Genomic DNA, 18,237 nt, shown 5'->3' with positions numbered 1-18,237 from the left:
GGAATGAGTTTATGAGTCAGGATACATCTACAATAAAACAGCTGAAAGCGCGCCAAAATGCGCTGCTGCACGGGATTCTCTTAATGTCTGTGCTTTTGCTTGCGGATACTTATTTGAGAACAAGGAGCTATATTCTGATTGACGGAATATGGGATAATACCTTTATTATTGTCGCTGCTTTTACTTTGATTTTTTTGGAAATGATTATAAAAGGAGCCTTTGACCTAAGCGATCCAGTCTGGACCGTTCTGGCCGGAGCCGTTGGCATCGGGAGCATTGCAGCTTTTGTCAGTCAGATATATCTCATATTTTTCAGCAAAGACAGTTTCTTTCTCATCACAGAATCAATATCCAGCAATGGATTTTTTTTGATCTGTTCCGTGCTGGGAATGCTCGTGGCTGCGGCTTATTTTATAAAGAGGAAATGTTTTTTGAGATAAAAGATCACTGTAAAAAGGACAGGGAGCATACCACTGCATGTATGTTTCCCGTCCTCTTTATTTTTACTCAAGGAGCAGTTTTATAAATTTATTGCTGGTAAGGTTATGAAAATAATCTCCAATGCAAACAGATTTCAGTTTTTCTGATAAATCAGGCATACAGAGTCTGCAGCCCGTTAAGAGACGTGCAAGGGAAGAACTGTCCGCGTCAGAGAAATAGTCACCTGTAAATGCAATCCCAGTGATGATCCCCTTTTCCACGTTCATATGTACTTCGATGCAGCCGCATCCCTCTACCCGCCGTTTTTTTTCAACCGCATACTTAGGGGAAAAACCATAGTTCCACTCCCATGTACTGTATCGGGTATTTTTTAATTGATGCACCGCCAGATAGTCCTGCTCGGTAAGATGATAAGGGATCAGTTTATTTTCTTTCATCATAAAATCTCTGAGGGTACCAAAGAATTGTTTTGTATTCATATCTGTACGGACATAAGGACGTACATTTGTCACCCTGCTTATGACAGATTTACACCCTTTTGACTCTATTTTATCATTTGAAACCTTCAGAACATTTTCTACGGTATTTAAATCACTGTCATACATGACCGTCCCATGATGCATGGTACGGCCTTCTTTGGAATATTGTGAATTTCCGGAAAATTTTTTTCTATCGATAGTTATATCATTGCGTCCATTGATCTCGGCAGCCACACCCACGCTTTCCAGTGCACGAACCAATGGCAGGCAGAACTTTGAAAAATCAAAAAGACCATCGTCTCTGTCTACAATGAAAGTAAAATTGATATTCCCCATATCATGATAAACAGCTCCTCCTCCAGAGAGGCGTCTTACCACTTTTATGCCGTGATCTCTGACAAAAGTTTCATTGATCTCCGCGATGGTATTTTGATGCTTTCCCACGATCACCGCATTATCATTCTGCCACAGCATAAAGTAGCTGTGGCTCCGGTCCAGACAGTCAAATACATACTGCTCCAGTGCCAGATTAAAATATGGATCACTGCTGGGACTTTCGATATAGTACATCATATGTCTGTTCTCCTTCCTTCAGCGTCAGTTTTTCATTCTGCCGCGGGGTACAGAGCAGAACGGCAGGTGTGGTCTTTCGGTATCTGTAAAGATCTTTGTTTATCATATGCCGGATATGATATTTATCATTTTCCTCGAAGGGAACATGATAAATATAAGTATGTTCTGCCTGCAGAGTGTTCCTAAGAATTTTTTGTCCTTCCTCATTATGGTAAAGAAACGGATTTACAAATGCAGCATTCAGGGGAACTTGACTGAATTGACTAAGAGATTCTGAAAAGAAATCTACATCTGCGGTAAAAAGCAGCCGGCATGAAGAAATTGTAATCAGGATACAATAGTGCAGAGTCTGTTTGAAGTTCTTTCCCAGATGTCTTGTTTTATAGAAAGAAATCTCAAGATCTTTTCCCGGCCGGTACTGCCGCTCTTTCCCGGTGATGATCTCGTATGTGTTTCCCCTCTGCTTCATATTATATAATGAACGTACATATGCAGATGATGTCCCTTCCGGCAGATAGACGGAGCCGGAAGGGTGAGTATCCAGATAAGAATCGAGCAGCTTTTCCGACAGATGGTCATAGTGAGGATGAGAAAAGACCAGATAATCCGGTTCAGGCAGCGGTCCCCGTCTGCTGTAAAGCTCGTTCAGGACATCTCCAGGGATAGGACTGACTGGAAATTCCCCGCCTCTGGAACTATATAGTCCGTCTATGAGAACTGAGGTATCGTCTGCGGAAATCAATACACCCGCATTTCCTATGAAATAGATCTCACAGGTTCTCAATGTCCTTTTGTTCCCCATACATCAATAGCCGCCTGAAGTTCCGCACATTCCGAAGCCGCCTCAAGGATTGTTTTACCCTTCATTTTGGCATTGATGGCGGAGAGGATTGCCTTTGCCCCTGCTTCTGCTCCCATCGGATGTCCGTAAATACCTCCTCCGGCCATCAGAATACAGTCATTTCCCAGCAGATCCATCAGATACTCTACAGCTCCAGGCTGTACACCGCCTGCTACGGTCATGAATGCTCTTTTTATATGTTTCATCGGGGCGATACACTGTGCATGGGTCTCCACAAATTCATTGGTACTAAGGCCGAAACGGCCGCTGTCCGGGTACACTAAAGGCATATCCATGCCGGAAAGTCTGGCCAGTTTTCCCATGGAAAGTGCCGTTGAGATTCCATTTGTCTTCGAACGGTAATAGGCACCCATACCCGCACAATGTCCGAAAATCGGATAAATAAGCTTTTCACGCTTCATTGCACGGATAAAATCTTCCACAGCTCCCCAGCCCATTGCCTGGTAATTTACCATCAGCGCATTGGCTCCGGCATCAATAGCCCGTCTTGCCCGGTCAAATAGATTTTCTCCTGTGATATTGACCGCATACAGACAAGTCTTCTCCTTCCCAATGTCCCGGATCTGTTCCATGACAGCGGCCACACGTTTCTCCATAGGAGAATATTCCGGATAAGATAAGAGCTCATCATCCTTGATGACATCTGCCCCGCCAAGGGCGGCCTGGCGTGCTCCGTTTGCGCTGATTTCTGGCGGCACTCCGATGCAGGGTTTTAAAATAGCACCTACAAGAGGCCTGTCTGGCACACCGATCCGTTCACGAATCCCTTCGACTCCCATCAGGGGACCTGGGATTTCCCTTAGGATTTTTTCCGGAAATTCAATATCCATAAGCTTGATCCCATCCTGTCCCAGTACATTTCCGGCCACAGTACTCAGGATCATCGGAAGGTAGGCAGGAAAGTTTGCCGTAGGAAATGCAATGCGTGCAATACATGCGTGTTCCTCTGCCATTGGATAAATGCCGATGACTTTTCCGCCATATTTCTCTATGACTTCCGGTGTCTCTCCTTCCACATGAGTCCACGTTCCCGCACTTTGATCGGCAGCCACAAGCTTCACCCAGTCATAGAGATCCGGCTCTCTTGCAGAATTCATATAATATACAGCAGTCAGGAAATCTTCATTCACACTTTCCGGCAGCTTCATCGTTTCAAACTTCATAATAAATTTCCTCCATTGTCTGACTAGTTTTTATGATGTATCCGTTTCCGTTTTTCACGCCGGTTCCGAAGTACCAGCGTCCATACAGCTCCGCCAACAACCAGGAACAATAAATAATACATAGAAACACCTTCTTTCTATTCTCCGAATCCGGACTCGACTAACTCTGCCAACGCATCTGCTGCCAAATCTTCATCTTCACCTTCGAATATCAGCTCAATCTCCGTATTTTGGCAGATAGCGCAGGACAAGATTCCCATAATAGATTTCCCATCTTTTTCTTTGCCTTTTGTTTTTATGGTCAGGCTGCTCTTATATTTTTTTGCTTCTTTCACAAACATAGATGCCGGCCTGGCATGAAGCCCCGATGCATTTGTGACTGTGACTTTTCTTTTCACCATGATAAGCTCCTTTAGATTACTGTCTGCCCGAAAATCTGCAGGAGTTTATAGATGATCCATGTGATCGGATTTCCTCCCTCAGACAGACAGCTGGTAAGCGTGTTTCCGTTTGCCAGGGAACCGCATATGTGGGCAATGTTGGTGTGTGCCCCTGCGAGAGCCGTGGCGCACAGGAAGTAAACGCAAAATACTGCAAATGCTGCAATACAGGTATGCAGAATATTATCCTTTGCGTAGTAGGCCAGCGGAATGATAAACCAGGGAACTGCCACAAGACTGGCAACAGCAAGCATACGGTTTCCCGGAATAATCGACATGGCAGTTACAATCGGTGTCATGATCATAATGCTCGTCATATTACATGGATTCCCCATAAGGGTGGATGCGTCAATGCCGATCCAGATTTTTTTGCCGTGCAGATGTTTTTCGCAAAATTCCTGGGCAGCGTTGGCAATCGGCAGAATTCCTTCCATCATGATAGATATCATTCGTGGGAGCAAGATCATGACTGCTCCCATATTGACACCGAGCAGGAAGCATTTAATCACATCAAAGGCTGCCAGAATTCCGATGATGATGCCGATGAAAAAACCGACGACCATGGTTTCACCGAAAACACCCAACTTGTTCTGAAGATGTTCCGGGTCTGCTTTGATATCTTTAATGACAGGGATCTTCTGGCATAATTTAATCACAGGAAAGCCGATCATAGCCGGAGCTATAATTGCGCCTGTCGGCCAGGTGCAGGCCTCCATACCGCTTGCTTCCTGAAAAATCGGGGCAACGTGGTCAGACCATTTCCATGCAACGATCATGTAAATACCTGTGGCTGCAACGGACCATAAGACACTTTCTGTGGCTCCGTAAATCAAAGCCCCGCAGGCTAAGAAGCTCCAGTAGTTCCAAAAGTCGATCATTAGAGTTTTGGTAAAGTTCGTTACCAGCAAAAACAAGTTCAGCGCGATTCCAAGGATAATGAGAATTCCTGAAACAGGAGACCCCCACGCATATGACATCAGCGACCAGCCGGTGTCTACAATATCTAAGTGCCAGCCAAGACGTTCCACCATAGACTGGGTTGCCGGTGTCATTTGGGCAACCAGCATATCTGTGGTAAGATTCATTCCAACCATTCCTACGGCACCGGTCAGCGCTGCCCGGAGGGCTTCCCCAATTTTCAGCCGGAAGACCAGAGCCAGAATAAACAGGCCGATGGGCAGGATACCGTTGGCCCCAAGACTTGATAAAGCGGAGGACAATCCATTAAAAAAAGCTTCCATATAAATCTCCTTTCATCTCTGTGATTTACCCATTCATAAAGGCATTTGTTACAATTTCTTTTATCATTTCGCACGTCTTCGCATGTACAATTTCTTCCACTACTTTCTCGTCCTGAATCACGTCCATTAGTTTTGATATCACCTCCAACTGTCCTTGATTTGTATCTACCGCCAGCATAAAAATCACTTTTGCATCTACATTCAGATCTGTGTCATCGATACGCTGGAATGTGATTCCATTGTTCCTTGTCTGACCCACCAGGATGGCGGTTTTTAAGACACCGTCTCTCTCGCAGTGGGGAATCGCCACAGGGTAAGGCTCTGTACAGATTCCTGTAGGATAAATGTTTTCCCGGTCAATAACGGCCTTTGCGTAAGTCGGTTTGACCATCCCCATGGATGCAAGGAAATCTGCCATCTCTGTAAGGACATCATCCCGCTCTGTTCCTGTTATCTGATACCCCATGATCTGAGGCATAACTGTTTGAATGTCGATCTTGCTCACCTCCCGATACCTTATTATGCCGTTTCCCGGTCTGCTATTTCATCAGTACTTCTTTGAGATTCTGCCTTACTTCATCTTTGCCTCTCCCTGTAATCAGCGGAATTCCGTTTACGACAGGAATGTCTCCAAAATCCAGTGTGATCTTTGCCATCAATAAGATAGCATCCGGTTCCAGCTGTTTGATGGCTGTCTTACCCTGGGTTGCGGGCCTTTTCTGTACGTTTCCTTTCATCCCCAATTCTTTACACACATCTTCACACAGTTTTGCTCCTACCGTGGAAGTTGCAAAGCCTGCACCGCATAATACCAAAATTGTTTTATTCTCCATAATGATCACCTCTGATTTAATTTCCTATGCCTTGTCTGCGGCATATATTTCGTTAAAAGACTACGACTCCCTTGATCATTTTTCCATGACTCATATCCTCATATCCCTGTGCCAGATCTTTTAATTCATAGCGGTGTGTGATGAATTTTGATGCGTCAAGCTGACCGCTTAAGACAAGATCCAGTGCCTTACGGTTAACCTCAGGCGAATAGGCTGACGCTCCGTGAACCGTAATTTCTTTGTAGTGGATAGCATTAGTGTCAATGACTGCAGCACTGTCTGCAGAAATCCCTCCAAAGAAAATGATCTTTCCTCTTTTTCTCACCAATCCGACAGCATCCGCCTGTGCCTGTCCTGCCGGACACGCGCATATGACGGTATCGGCGCCGCGGCCGTTGGTTTTTTCCATGATGAATTCTTTTAGTTCCGGGTCGCCGCTACCCATGTTATAAACATTTTGAAACCCTTGTTTTCTGGCCAGTTCAGCCTTCTCTGTGTTCATCTCGGCGATGACCGTTTCTTTGGTTCCCCGGATCGATGCAATCTCGCTGTGAAGACATCCGATGGTACCGGCCCCGATGATGACTACGAGATCTTCCATGACAATGTTTGTATTGATCTGTGCATTCAGCACGGAAGAAGCCGTCTCTGCAATTACGGTATCGACCGGGTCTATCCCTTCAGGAATGATATTAAAACAACCATTTTCCAGCATGTCTTCTGTGAATGAAACATACTCGGCAAAACCTCCCGGAATCCCTTCCGCAGTACCGATCATCTTCATATTGTCACATTGGTTCTGAATACCGTTTTTACAGTACCAGCAATGGCCGCATGCGATGACCGGGGCCACAGACAGTTTCGCTCCCACAGGGAAGTTCAGATTCTGACTCTCCACAATCTCTCCGGCAATCTCATGACCGGAAACAGACGGGTACTGTGCCCTGGAAGAGCCTCCCCCGTAGGTGCGCAGGTCGGAGCCGCAGATACCGCAGGCAATGACTTTCAGGAGAATTCCTTTTTCCGGACACATCGGAGTATCAACAGTTTCATAGCGCAGATCATTTGCTCCGTATAGTACAGCAGCTTTCATAAGTACATCTTCCTTTCCTTATTCATTTAAAGTTTCCAGCCGCTCTGCGAGGGCTGTCAGAAATTTGGCTCCTGTGGCTCCGTCAATAACACGGTGGTCCATGTTAAGAGCTATGGTCATGGTTTTGCCTATGACGATCTCCCCGTCTTTTACCAGGGGGACTTCTTCCATCTTTCCAGCAGAGATGATGGCAGAGTTGGGAGAGCTGACGATTGCAGAAAATGCGTGGATATTAAACATTCCCAGATTGCTCACGACAAAAGTTCCCCCGCTTAAATCATTCATGTTAAAGTTTCCTTTCCCTGATTTATTTTTGATATCTCCCATACATCGGTGAATCTCTTCCAGAGGCAGTTTGTCTGCATCTCTGATAACAGGGACTAATAAACCACGTTTTGTATCTACGGCGACGCCCATATTGATATTTTCGTTCTGGATGATCTTGGTTCCGTCATCCCAGGAACAATTCATAATGGGAAACTCGGCGATTGTATCTGCCACCGCTTTGATTAAAATAGTTGTGTATGAGACTTTGAACGGTAAACTTTTTCGGTATGCGATCATCTGCTCACAATTTATCACTGAAAAATGTGTAAATTGTGGAGCTTCCCAGCTTTTTACCATCTGCTTTCCCATACTTTTGGCTAAAGGCGAAAGTTTCTTTTCAATCATCGACTTCTACCCAGGCAATCGTTTTTGTGATCTCAACGGTATCGCCCTCGTCAGCTACAATTTCAGCCAACGTACCGTCAAGCGCTGATTCTACCTCGGTCACTGCTTTGTCTGTCTCGATCTCCAAAAGGACTTCGCCTTTTGAAACAGTATCACCTGCTTTCTTTTTCCATTCAAGAATTGTACCCTCCTCCATGTCCAATCCAATTTTCGGCATAATGACTTCTTTTCTCATACTGCTTCTCCTTTCACTCATTGGGTTTATAATTTAAATATGGTTTCTCTGATAATTTCGCTGACAGACGGATGGGGGAACACACTTTTTTTGAGTTCTTCCACAGATACCTTCTGATCTATCAGGGCTGCGATGCCCCATATCATTTCTGATACATAGGGCCCCAGAAGATGCGCGCCCACAAGACACCCTGTCTCCTGATCCATGATCAGCCTGCACAGCCCGTTTCCATCTGCATTTTCTGCCACATAACGGCCGGAATAGGCCATCGGAAGCTCTGCAGTTTTAACCGCAAGGCCTTTTTCTCTCGCAGATTCTTCGGTTTCCCCGATTCCCGCAAATTCCGGGAACGTGTAGATGACGGAAGGAATTGTCTGATAGTTGATCTCATCTTCTATGCCCAGCATATGATGGACTGCGACCTCACTTTCCCGATAAGCAGTGTGGGCCAGCATCATTTTTCCGTTGACATCCCCGGCGGCGTATATTCCCTCTGCGGAGGTACAAAGATGCTGATCTGTCACGACCCTCCCATGTTTTGCAGCGACTCCTATATGTTCCAGGCCGCATCCTTCCATGACGGGCTTTCTGCCTATGGAGAGAAGAATTTTATCGGCTTCTGCGAGCTTTGTCTCTCCGTTTTTTTCACACACAAGGCCATGACTGTTTACTTCCGTGACCTTGTGTCCCATCAGGAAAGATACCCCCTTTTTCTCCAATTCCTTCTGGAGAATCTTTGACAGTCTGGCATCCATACTTCCAGCAACCTTATCAAGCATCTCGACCACGGTCACCTTTACACCTGCCGTACAGCAGTAAGCCGCCATCTCCAATCCGATGACACCGGCCCCGATGACAGCCAGATGTCCGGGGAGTTCTTCCAACTCTAACAGTTCTCTGCTGGTTATGGCCAGCCCGCTTTCCAGGGCCTTTGCCACCCCCGGGATCGGCGGAATCAGAGTCTCTGATCCCGGGGCTGCCAAAATATATTTTGCGGTATATCTCTCTGCTCCCGCCTCCACGAGAAATCCTTCTTTTGTTTTTTCTATGACTTCTGCTCTCTCATAGACGACCTTTATCTTATTTTTCTTCATGGTCATACCGACGCCGGAGACCAGCATCTGTATCACCTTATTTTTTCTTTGAAGGACGGTCTTGGTATCCATGGTCACGCCGCGGGCCATGACGCCATACGCCTGGCCGTTTTTAGCGTGATCAAAGATCTTGGCCGAATTCAGCAGGGTTTTTGTAGGAACACATCCCTCGTTTAAGCACACGCCCCCGAGTTTCTTTTTCTCAAACAGCAGGACCTTCATCCCGGACTCTGCAGCTCTCTGGGCAGCCAGGTAGCCTGCGGGGCCTCCTCCGATCACAATCAAATCTAAGATATCCATAGTTCTCCTTTCTGTTACAGACAAGAATGGGCGGCATCCAGAATGTCTTTATAATCAGGAAGGTATGCCTTTTCAAGTACCGGCGCAAATGGAACCGGTACGTTCGGAGCACCCACCCGCTTTACAGGTTCTTTGAGCTTGTCGAATGCCTTTTCCTGAATCACCGCCGCAATTTCCGCTCCGAACCCGCCTTTGACACAGGCTTCGTGTGCGATGACTGCGTGTCCTGTCTTGCTGACAGAAGAGATGATGGTATCGGCATCGAATGGTTCTAAAGAACGGACGTCAATCACTTCGGCCTGTATTCCCTCTTTTTCAAGCTCTTTGGCCGCCCTGAGACTCTGATCCACCATAGAAGAATATGCAACGATTGTAATGTCACTTCCCTCCCGCTTGATATCACAGTTATATCCGCATTCGTATGGTTCCTCAGGCACTTCGCATTTCTTTTTGTATAAACCTTTGTGCTCTATAAACACAACCGGGTTGTTATCTCTGATCGCGTGCAGGAGCAGGCCTTTGGCGTCGTAGGCGTTGGACGGAATCACGACCCGGATTCCCGGAATATGTGCAAAGATTGCCTCCAATGACTGGGAATGCTGCGCCCCGTTTCCTAACCCTGCGCCGCCCTGGGTGCGGATGACAAGGGGCAGACTGACGCGTCCTCCGTACATATATCGTAATTTTGCCGCCTGATTCATGATTTGGTCAAAGCAGGTGCCGATAAAATCAATATATGAAATTTCCACTACAGGGCGCAAGCCGAGCATAGAAGAGCCAATGGCTGTTCCTATAATGGCGGCTTCGGAAATCGGGGTGTCCATGATCCGTTTCTCTCCGAAGTTCTGAATCAAGTCATAAGAACAGCGGAGCTGCCCTCCGTAAACCGCTATATCTTCCCCGATGGAAAATACGGACGGGTCACTGTTAAATGCCGTGTGAAGCGCTTCATTGATGGCTTCCCGCATAGAAATCTTTCTCATATCGTCTTCTTCCTTTCCTTATTTCACGAACCTGTTCCACTGTATCTCTGCAAATGAAGTGTCATATAAATCATTTCTTAAGTCTTCCGGGGAGGGCTCTTTTTCATTTTTTGCGCTTTCGCTGGCCTCAAGAACGACTGCGAGTTCTTCTTTCTGTATCTTTTTAAAATCCTCTTCTTTAAAGCCGTACTCCTCTGCCAGAAGTTTTTCCACATGCCGGATCGGACACTTTTCTTTCCACTCCGTGACTTCTTCCCTGGATCTGTAATTTTCGTTGTCTCCGTAATAATGTCCGGCGATGCGGTATGTCTTCATTTCCATTAAGATCGGGCCGCTGCCGCCCCTTACTTTCTCACACGCCCTGCCGAACTCGCTGTAGACCGCCTCAATATCGTTTCCGTCTACCGTGATGCCCTCGATTCCGTATCCGACGGCTCTGTCACTGAGATTCTCTATGTTGGATGATTTTTTCTGGCTGGTGGAGATCGCCCACTGGTTGTTTTCACACACAAAGATGACTGGGAGTTTCATGACGGATGCCAGATTCACCGCTTCATGAAAAGAACCCTGGTTGGAGGCACCATCGCCGAAGAAACATACGGCAATATTTTTGCTGGACGTATATTTCAGCGCAAATGCGGCACCCACAGAGATCGGAAGACCTCCTCCCACGATACCGTTGGCACCCAGCATACCGATCGACATATCGGCAATGTGCATGGAGCCCCCTTTTCCTTTACAGTAACCGGACTCCCTGGCCATCAGTTCCGCAAACATCAGCTTCATATCGGCGCCTTTTGCGATACAGTGTCCATGCCCTCTGTGGGTAGAGGTGATGTAATCCTGATCGTTAAGATGGGCACAGACACCGACGGCTATGGCTTCTTCTCCATTGTATGTATGGACGGCTGCGCGGGTCAGATTCATCTTGGCCAGTTCAATGGCCTCATTCTCAAACTCACGGATCCGTATCATTTTCCGGTAGAATTCCAATAATTGTTCTTTTGATATGGCATTATTTCTCATGGTAGTCAAAAGTTCTCCTTTCGTACACTGCGCAGCTTTCTGCGTCATTTCCATGTTTCTACGGCAATTATAGCAATGTACAAAATCACGTACAATTTGCTTTTCATGATTTTTGGTAACATTTGCTTCCGTCATTCTGAACACTTTTTCTTGCCTTTTTTATCTTTTTTTATTAAGATTTACTTTAGAATAAGAAAATTAACATGTATTGCCAACGATAAATCAGGAGATTGCTATGAATCAGAAACAATATCAGCTCGTTACTCTTTTTACATCTTCTGAAAAGAAGAAATATACATACAAAGAACTAGAAGAAATGCTGCATATCGGTAAGCGGTCAATTAATAACTACATTGCTGAGATCAATGATTTCCTGCATGAGAATGGATTTCATAAAATCCAAATCCTTCCCGACAGTACGCTTGTACTGGACAGCTCCATCAATGAGCTTGGAATGATACGGAAACGATACTATTCCCGCCCTCTCTATGAATATCATTTTTCTTCAGAAGAGCGCACATCCATCATCAAATTGCTCTTATGCAGACAAAACCTGGTTTCTACGTCTGACATCATACGTTCTCTGGATATCAGCAAAAAAACCTGTCTTTCAGATATGAAACAAGTTGCAAAGGACCTTGAGCAGCAGGATATTTTACTGATCACAACCGCGAAAGGATACCGGATTGATGTTAGTGAAGTTTTCAGAAGGGATTATCTGATTAATAGTTTTCACACTTTTTTGAATGTGGCAGGAGACCATTCTTCCTTTTCGGGCATTGATTTATGGATTTCCAGACATTTTGACCTGGATGCATTCAAGCTTCAGGTATTTCCGATTCTTCTTACATGGCAGAAAGACAATCATATTCATATTGAGGGTTATCAGTTTTACCAGCTGCTCTGGATACTCGTGGTGACTGCTGAACGAATCAAACAGGGAAATCACCTCGATGCATTCCCCTGCGCATCGGACAGGCGCACGGTTGCAGTCTCAAGAGATCTGTACCTAAGAATTCAGAGGGTGATCTCTGCATCGATTCCAGAAGAAGAATTTTATTTCCTTGCCTCCTATATTGACGGCCTGTGTCTTACAAACCTTCCTCAGACTCCGCTGGGGATCATTCCGTCAAACACCGTCATCCACACCTTTTTGGTCAATGTATCTCATGATCTGAAGCTGAAGCTGGCAAACGATGTTAAGCTCTACGATCAGCTGTCTGCCCATATAAAAAGTTTCTTCTCACTGTTAGAGAGAAGTACGTCCTTCGACCAGAGTTTTTATAAAGAGCTGGAAGATGAGTACCCGGCCATATGTAAGTCGGTCAAAAATAATTTATATATTCTGGAACAGAGCTTTCACCGTACATACAGTGAAAACGAAACGGCATTTTTGGTCATGCACATTGCCGCTGCTGTCTCCAAAATCCTGACAGAACGGCAGAAATTTAAGATCCTTCTTATCTGTGATACTGGCGCCGCCGCTGCCTCCTATGTCACAAATAAATTAAAATATTACTGTAAGGTAGATGATGTACAAGCGGTTACATCCTTTGAGTTTAAAAATTACATGTCAAGGGTGAATCCGCCGCCGAATCTGATCGTCTCCTTTTACCCTGTCGATGAAATCTCGATTCCTGTTGTTGTCGTATCGCCCGGACTTCCGCCGGAGGATCTGATCAAACTTCAGGAAAAGATGTATGAATCCAGGAAGGATGAAAATCATATCCTCAACAAACGATCTGCAAGATTTTCAGAGGCTCAGGAGGCGCCCTCCTCTAAATCTTCCAGCATAATTTCTCCGCATCTGATTGCATTGGATCTTTATGCAGGTACGTGGAAAGATGCTGTACAGCTGGGCGGCAGTCTATTAATGCAGGAAGGATTGATGACTCAGGAATATATTGATTCGATCGTAAAAAATATAGAAATCAACGGTCCTTACTTTGTCTTCTGGCCGCATATCGCTTTGGCCCATGCAAATGCAAGTGCGGAATTTATGCCCTTTTCGGCAAGTCTGATCCGCCTGAAGCAGCCGGTATTCTTCGGAAATGAACAGAATGATCCTGTGAAGTATATTTTTACTTTTATTGCATCAGATACTTCCGAAAATGATGAAAAAATACTGTCTGTGATTAATGTTGCGTCCAGTCCCACCTTATTTCAGCACCTGGACGAGGCAAAAACCCCTGAGGAAGTTTATGGGATCATTCATGAACTGGAAAAAAAACTCTGAAATATCGTTTTTTCTAATGCAAAAAATATCCTTACAACTGACTGTATTTGCCAGTTGTAAGGATATTTTTTATTTTCCGAATTTGTCGATGAGTTCGATCAGTTCATCGATCTTCTCATCACCGTTGTCTTCTGCCAGTGCTTCAGATATGCATCCCTTCATGTGTGCTCTTAGAATTTCTTTATTCGTCTTTCGTATGACGGCCTCTGTCGCCATGAGCTGATTGGAGATATCCATACAGTACCGGTCTTCCTCCACCATCTTTAAGATACCGTCGATCTGTCCCCTGGCGGTTTTAAGAAGCCTTGTGATCTGAGTTTTGTCTGCCTGCATGGACCCTCCTTACTGAATACCCGTCACTTGATAACCTGCATCTTCCACTGCCTGTTTCAGTACTTCCTCACTGACCTCTTTTTCTAAGTTCACAACAGCATTTTTATCTGAAAGGCTGACCTCTGCGGCCACCCCGTCGAGTTTATTGAGTGCATCTGTCACGTGTTTTACACAGTGTTCACACATCATTCCTTCGATTGAAATCGTCTTTTTCATCTTTGTTTCCTCCTCACTTTGGCCCGGCTCATGTACTTTCACCGGTGTTTCTTTGTTTCTTATAAAACCTGGCCGGAAAAACTTCAGGCGCAGGGCATTGCTCACGACAAATACAGAACTTAAACTCATGGCTGCGGCACCGAACATAGGATTAAGCTTTAATCCGAAAAACGGATACAGACATCCGGCGGCCAGGGGAATTCCGATTACATTATAGAAAAAGGCCCAGAAGAGATTTTCCTTGATGTTTTTGATCACCGCTTTGCTGAGCTGGACTGCCGCCACTCCGTCCAGCAGATCACTCTTCATCAGAACGATATCTGCGGATTCGATGGCAATATCGGTGCCGGCTCCAATAGCTATTCCCACGTCGGCTCTGGCAAGGGCCGGAGCGTCATTGATACCATCCCCGATCATGGCCACTTTCTTTCCTTCATTCTGAATTTCCCGGATCTTGGCCTCTTTGTCCTGTGGAAGCACTTCTGCGATTACACGGCTGATGCCCAGCTGTTTCTGGATTGCCTCTGCTGTTTTTTTGTTATCTCCGGTCAGCATGACGACTTCGATATGCATCTTTTCAAATTCCTGAATGGCCTGTCTGCTGGTCGGTTTTACCACATCGGCTACGGAAATCAGTCCAAGCAGTGTGCCCTCTTTTGCAAAGTAAAGAGGAGTCTTGCCCTGTGAGGCAAAAACAGTACTTTTTTCTTCCAGTTCTCCAAGAGAAACTCCTATCCGTTCCATCATTTTCAGGTTGCCGGCATAAACCTTATCACCTTTTATGGAACCTTCGATCCCTTCTCCGGGCACAGACTTAAATCCAGATACTTCATAGAGACCGGCATTGGTCTCTTCGCCAAAAGAGACAATGGCATCTGCGAGAGGATGCTCTGAAGGTTTCTCCATACTGGCGGCAAGCTTGACCAGTTCTTTTTCTTTCATGCTGCCGGAGGTTAAAATATCTGTCACCTGAGGACGTCCTTCCGTGACAGTTCCGGTCTTGTCCAGAACGACGGTTTTTATCTCATGTGCCGTCTCAAGGCTCTCCGCAGACTTGATCAGAATGCCGTTTTCTGCGCCTTTCCCGGTTCCCACCATGATTGCGGTCGGGGTGGCAAGGCCAAGTGCACACGGGCAGGAAATAACCAGGACGGCAATGGACGTAGACAGCGCGAACTCAAATGTCTGCCCGGAAAGGAGCCATATGATCCCAGAAGCCAGGGCAATGACAATCACTACGGGAACAAAAATTCCGGCAATTTTATCCGCAAGCTTTGCGATCGGCGCTTTGGAACCGGAGGCATCTTCCACAAGCTGTATGATCTGGGCAAGCGTCGTGTCGTTTCCTACCTTTGTAGCCCTAAATTTAATAAATCCCCCTTTATTGATGGATGCGCTGATGACTTTGTCTCCGGAGGATTTCTCCACAGGGATGCTTTCCCCGGTCAGAGCGCTTTCATCCACAGAAGTCATGCCTTCAAGGATGACTCCGTCAACCGGAATACTGGCTCCGGGGCGCACGATCACCGTATCACCCTCATTCAGCTCCTCCACAGGGATCTCAATCTCTTCCCCGCTTCTTTCTACAGTCGCAGTCTTCGGAGCCAGATCTAAGAGTTTGCTGATAGCCTCCGAAGTCTTCCCTTTGGACCTGGCCTCCAGATATTTTCCGACCGTGATCAGCGTCAGGATCATAGATGCAGATTCAAAATATAAATCCATGTGGTACTGATGTACCAGATGAAGATTCTGCACACCGAGGCCGTATCCCATGCGGTAAATGGCAAAGACTCCATAGACAAAGGCAGCGCCGGACCCGATGGCGATCAGGGAATCCATATTTGGAGAGCCCTTAAACAATGTTTTAAATCCCACCTGATAAAACTTCCGGTTAATATACATGACCGGGAGAACCAGGAGCATCTGGGTCAGCCCGTAAGAAACCGCGTTGTGGGTTCCGCTCAGAAAGGACGGGAGCGGAAGATTCACCATATGCCCCATGGAAATGTACATAAGCGGTATCATAAACAGGATGGATACCCAGAGTCTTCTTTTCATGCCAGTAATCTCATCATCTACGCCGATATCCCGTTTTCTGCCTGCTTCTTCCTGCTTATCATGGACAAAGGCACCGTAGCCTCCGCCGATGACAGCGCGGATAATCTGATCATCGTTTACTTCTGACTCGTCATACTCTACGGTCATGGTGTTTTGAAGCAGATTGACATTAACTTCAGCAACACCGTCTAATTTTCGGACACTCTTATCTACATGGGCACTGCATGCACTGCATGTCATACCCGTCACATCAAATTTTTGTTTCATAACACGCCTCCTTACCACCCCCTGGGGGTATGGGTATATTATAGGTCCCGCCATAATTTCTGTCAACGATAACATTTCTCAATTAGTATTTCCCAATCCGCTTATAATATCGCCTTATACGTAGAAAAGCAGAAAAAAGCAGCTTATCTCTGCTTTTTTCTGCCTTCCATCCACTCGATGAATTTTTTTGTTAAAAGCGGGTCAAACTGTCTTCCTGACCAGCGTTTTAATTCTTTTATGATTTCTTTTTCAGAATGACGATACCTTCCGAATGGTGCATATTTCATCCGGTCATAGGTATCTAAAATTAAAAGCATTCTCGATTCCACCGGAATGCTGTCGCCTGACAGACCATACGGATAGCCGCTGCCGTCCCAGTTTTCATGATGGTATAACACAATCTGTGCTTCTTCTTCCATATCCGGCACGGACTTCAGAATCCGGTATCCCGTTTCCGGATGACGCTTGACTTCCTGCCTTTCGTTATAGGACAGAAGGTCCCGCTTGTTCAGGACCTCATCAGAAATGGAAGCCATTCCGATATCATGTACATAGCCGAGGCCCTGGAGAAACTTGACCCGTTCGGTTTCCAGACCGAGATAAGAAGAAAACTGACCGAAAAGCCGGGACATTCTCATGGAATGCTGATGGATTTTCGGATTTCTAGTAAAGAGTGCATTGAGGATTACATCTAATGTCTCTGATTTTTTCACGGCGTTGTTTCTGAACTTCTTTCGGTACATCATATCTTCTGCGGCGGATAAAACCGTCAATATATCTTCTCCCGGACTGCTTTTTACTGCGCAGCCCCATGAGAAGGAAAGCCGGATGCCTGACAGGCTGTGCAGCTGTATCATCTCCTCTGCTCTTTTTAGAAACGATTCAGCTTCGCATAATTCTGTCCCCGGGAAAAAGGCAGCGATTTCATCTCCCCCGATCCGGGCAAAGATATAGTTTTCCTTTGCGTATGTTTTCAGAATCTTTGCAACTGTAGTGATCGCCCTGTCCCCGAAGGAATGGCCCAGGGAATCATTGATCATTTTTAAACGGTCCAGATCCAGGATTGCCGCGGAGAGGGGGAGATCATCCGTTTTATCACAGTACAGAAGATATTCATTGTAAAACATCCGGTTATAAAATCCGGTCAGTGAATCATGAATACTTTTCTCCCTTATTTTCTGCTGTTCTTTTTTCAATTCCGACACTTCTGTTACGATGCCCGCAAACAGCATGGATGCTTTGTTCTCCATACGGCCGAGGGGCTGTCCATATCGGTTGCCGGTTATGATAACCGGGATATAACTGTTCCTGCACAACATCCTGGCTTCTATTGATAAGACCTGATCCTTCTTCAAGAGACCGTGTATCATCATATCCAGTTCCTCTCTGGTGTCTTTGTCTGTCAAGTCTCTGATATTATAGCTGCACCGGTCCTGAAACGGTACAGATACCATACTGCAGAATCGGTGATTTGCATCTGCGATCCGCCCTTCCTGGTCAAATACAAGATATCCGGCCGGCGCGCTGTGAAACAGCTGCTGGTAATGCATCCGTTTCTTACGGCACTCTTCCAAGTTATATTCAAGATGTTCAATCTGCTTTGTCAGTTCCTCCACAGATTGTTCTTTGCCTGTCTTTTCAAGATGAAAGTGATTTAAATTGCTCATGATCGATCCATGTCTCCCCCTTATT

18 protein-coding genes are annotated in these 18,237 nt (G+C 45.8%); 2 read left to right on the top strand and 16 right to left on the bottom strand.

What is annotated here, in order from left to right; genetic code table 11:
- Nucleotides 1-11: 11 nt before the first annotated feature.
- Nucleotides 12-440 carry a hypothetical protein gene (locus ANCC_RS09020; RefSeq protein ID WP_039946575.1) on the top strand — a complete coding sequence of 143 codons (429 nt, stop codon included), beginning with the start codon at nucleotides 12-14 and terminating at the stop codon, nucleotides 438-440.
- A gap of 63 nt (nucleotides 441-503) precedes the next feature.
- Here ANCC_RS09020 and ANCC_RS09015 read toward each other — a convergent pair whose 3' ends face one another.
- The 13 genes from ANCC_RS09015 to ANCC_RS08955 all read right to left on the bottom strand — a co-directional run bounded on the left by ANCC_RS09015 (nucleotide 504) and on the right by ANCC_RS08955 (nucleotide 11,435).
- Nucleotides 504-1,493, bottom strand: coding sequence for a lipoate--protein ligase (locus tag ANCC_RS09015; protein WP_006566962.1), 990 nt, complete (start codon nucleotides 1,491-1,493; stop codon nucleotides 504-506).
- Nucleotides 1,462-2,295: an MBL fold metallo-hydrolase gene (locus ANCC_RS09010; protein WP_006566963.1), complete on the bottom strand. Its 834-nt coding sequence runs from the start codon at nucleotides 2,293-2,295 to the stop codon at nucleotides 1,462-1,464. Before ANCC_RS09010 ends, ANCC_RS09015 begins: the two co-directional genes overlap by 32 nt.
- On the bottom strand, nucleotides 2,274-3,518 hold the full coding sequence (locus ANCC_RS09005; RefSeq protein ID WP_006566964.1) for a RuBisCO large subunit C-terminal-like domain-containing protein: 1,245 nt from the start codon (nucleotides 3,516-3,518) through the stop codon (nucleotides 2,274-2,276). The genes ANCC_RS09010 and ANCC_RS09005 overlap by 22 nt, the downstream gene beginning before the upstream one ends.
- Nucleotides 3,519-3,655: 137 nt before the next feature.
- Nucleotides 3,656-3,919, bottom strand: a complete 264-nt coding sequence (locus ANCC_RS09000; protein ID WP_006566966.1) for an HPr family phosphocarrier protein — start codon at nucleotides 3,917-3,919, stop codon at nucleotides 3,656-3,658.
- Nucleotides 3,920-3,930: 11 nt separating this feature from the next.
- Nucleotides 3,931-5,199 (bottom strand): PTS transporter subunit IIC, encoded by a 1,269-nt coding sequence (locus ANCC_RS08995; RefSeq protein ID WP_006566967.1) that lies wholly within the window; start codon nucleotides 5,197-5,199, stop codon nucleotides 3,931-3,933.
- Between the two features lie 25 nt (nucleotides 5,200-5,224).
- Nucleotides 5,225-5,704, bottom strand: coding sequence for a PTS sugar transporter subunit IIA (locus ANCC_RS08990; RefSeq protein ID WP_006566968.1), 480 nt, complete (start codon nucleotides 5,702-5,704; stop codon nucleotides 5,225-5,227).
- Nucleotides 5,705-5,738: 34 nt separating this feature from the next.
- On the bottom strand, nucleotides 5,739-6,032 hold the full coding sequence (locus ANCC_RS08985; RefSeq protein ID WP_006566969.1) for a PTS sugar transporter subunit IIB: 294 nt from the start codon (nucleotides 6,030-6,032) through the stop codon (nucleotides 5,739-5,741).
- Nucleotides 6,033-6,084: 52 nt separating this feature from the next.
- Complete coding sequence (locus ANCC_RS08980; RefSeq protein WP_006566970.1) at nucleotides 6,085-7,125, bottom strand: alcohol dehydrogenase catalytic domain-containing protein; 1,041 nt, start codon at nucleotides 7,123-7,125, stop codon at nucleotides 6,085-6,087.
- Nucleotides 7,126-7,143: 18 nt separating this feature from the next.
- Entirely contained in the window at nucleotides 7,144-7,797 is a 654-nt protein-coding gene (locus tag ANCC_RS08975) for a 2-oxo acid dehydrogenase subunit E2 (protein WP_006566971.1), read from the bottom strand.
- Complete coding sequence (locus tag ANCC_RS08970; RefSeq protein ID WP_006566972.1) at nucleotides 7,790-8,032, bottom strand: biotin/lipoyl-containing protein; 243 nt, start codon at nucleotides 8,030-8,032, stop codon at nucleotides 7,790-7,792. Before ANCC_RS08970 ends, ANCC_RS08975 begins: the two co-directional genes overlap by 8 nt.
- 26 nt (nucleotides 8,033-8,058) lie before the next feature.
- Nucleotides 8,059-9,426 (bottom strand): dihydrolipoyl dehydrogenase, encoded by a 1,368-nt coding sequence (lpdA, locus tag ANCC_RS08965; RefSeq protein ID WP_006566973.1) that lies wholly within the window; start codon nucleotides 9,424-9,426, stop codon nucleotides 8,059-8,061.
- A 14-nt stretch (nucleotides 9,427-9,440) separates the two neighbouring features.
- Nucleotides 9,441-10,409 carry an alpha-ketoacid dehydrogenase subunit beta gene (locus ANCC_RS08960; RefSeq protein WP_006566974.1) on the bottom strand — a complete coding sequence of 323 codons (969 nt, stop codon included), beginning with the start codon at nucleotides 10,407-10,409 and terminating at the stop codon, nucleotides 9,441-9,443.
- A gap of 18 nt (nucleotides 10,410-10,427) precedes the next feature.
- Nucleotides 10,428-11,435, bottom strand: coding sequence for a thiamine pyrophosphate-dependent dehydrogenase E1 component subunit alpha (locus ANCC_RS08955; protein WP_039946580.1), 1,008 nt, complete (start codon nucleotides 11,433-11,435; stop codon nucleotides 10,428-10,430).
- A gap of 235 nt (nucleotides 11,436-11,670) precedes the next feature.
- On the opposite strand from ANCC_RS08955, the gene ANCC_RS08950 reads away from it, so the two are divergent.
- Nucleotides 11,671-13,671, top strand: coding sequence for a BglG family transcription antiterminator (locus ANCC_RS08950; protein WP_006566976.1), 2,001 nt, complete (start codon nucleotides 11,671-11,673; stop codon nucleotides 13,669-13,671).
- A 69-nt stretch (nucleotides 13,672-13,740) separates the two neighbouring features.
- On the opposite strand, the gene ANCC_RS08945 is transcribed toward ANCC_RS08950, so the two are convergent.
- The 3 genes from ANCC_RS08945 to ANCC_RS08935 form a co-directional block, all read right to left on the bottom strand.
- A complete protein-coding gene (locus ANCC_RS08945; protein WP_006566977.1) occupies nucleotides 13,741-14,004 on the bottom strand; it encodes a metal-sensing transcriptional repressor in 264 nt (87 codons plus the stop codon).
- A 9-nt stretch (nucleotides 14,005-14,013) separates the two neighbouring features.
- Nucleotides 14,014-16,545, bottom strand: a complete 2,532-nt coding sequence (locus ANCC_RS08940) for a heavy metal translocating P-type ATPase (RefSeq protein WP_039946582.1) — start codon at nucleotides 16,543-16,545, stop codon at nucleotides 14,014-14,016.
- A gap of 143 nt (nucleotides 16,546-16,688) precedes the next feature.
- Nucleotides 16,689-18,212, bottom strand: a complete 1,524-nt coding sequence (locus ANCC_RS08935) for an HD domain-containing phosphohydrolase (RefSeq protein ID WP_006566979.1) — start codon at nucleotides 18,210-18,212, stop codon at nucleotides 16,689-16,691.
- Between the last annotated feature and the right edge of the window lie 25 nt (nucleotides 18,213-18,237).

Origin of the sequence: Anaerostipes caccae L1-92 (assembly GCF_014467075.1) — a bacterium.
Lineage (GTDB): Bacteria > Bacillota > Clostridia > Lachnospirales > Lachnospiraceae > Anaerostipes > Anaerostipes caccae.
This window is presented reverse-complemented; position numbering and strand designations above follow the sequence as displayed.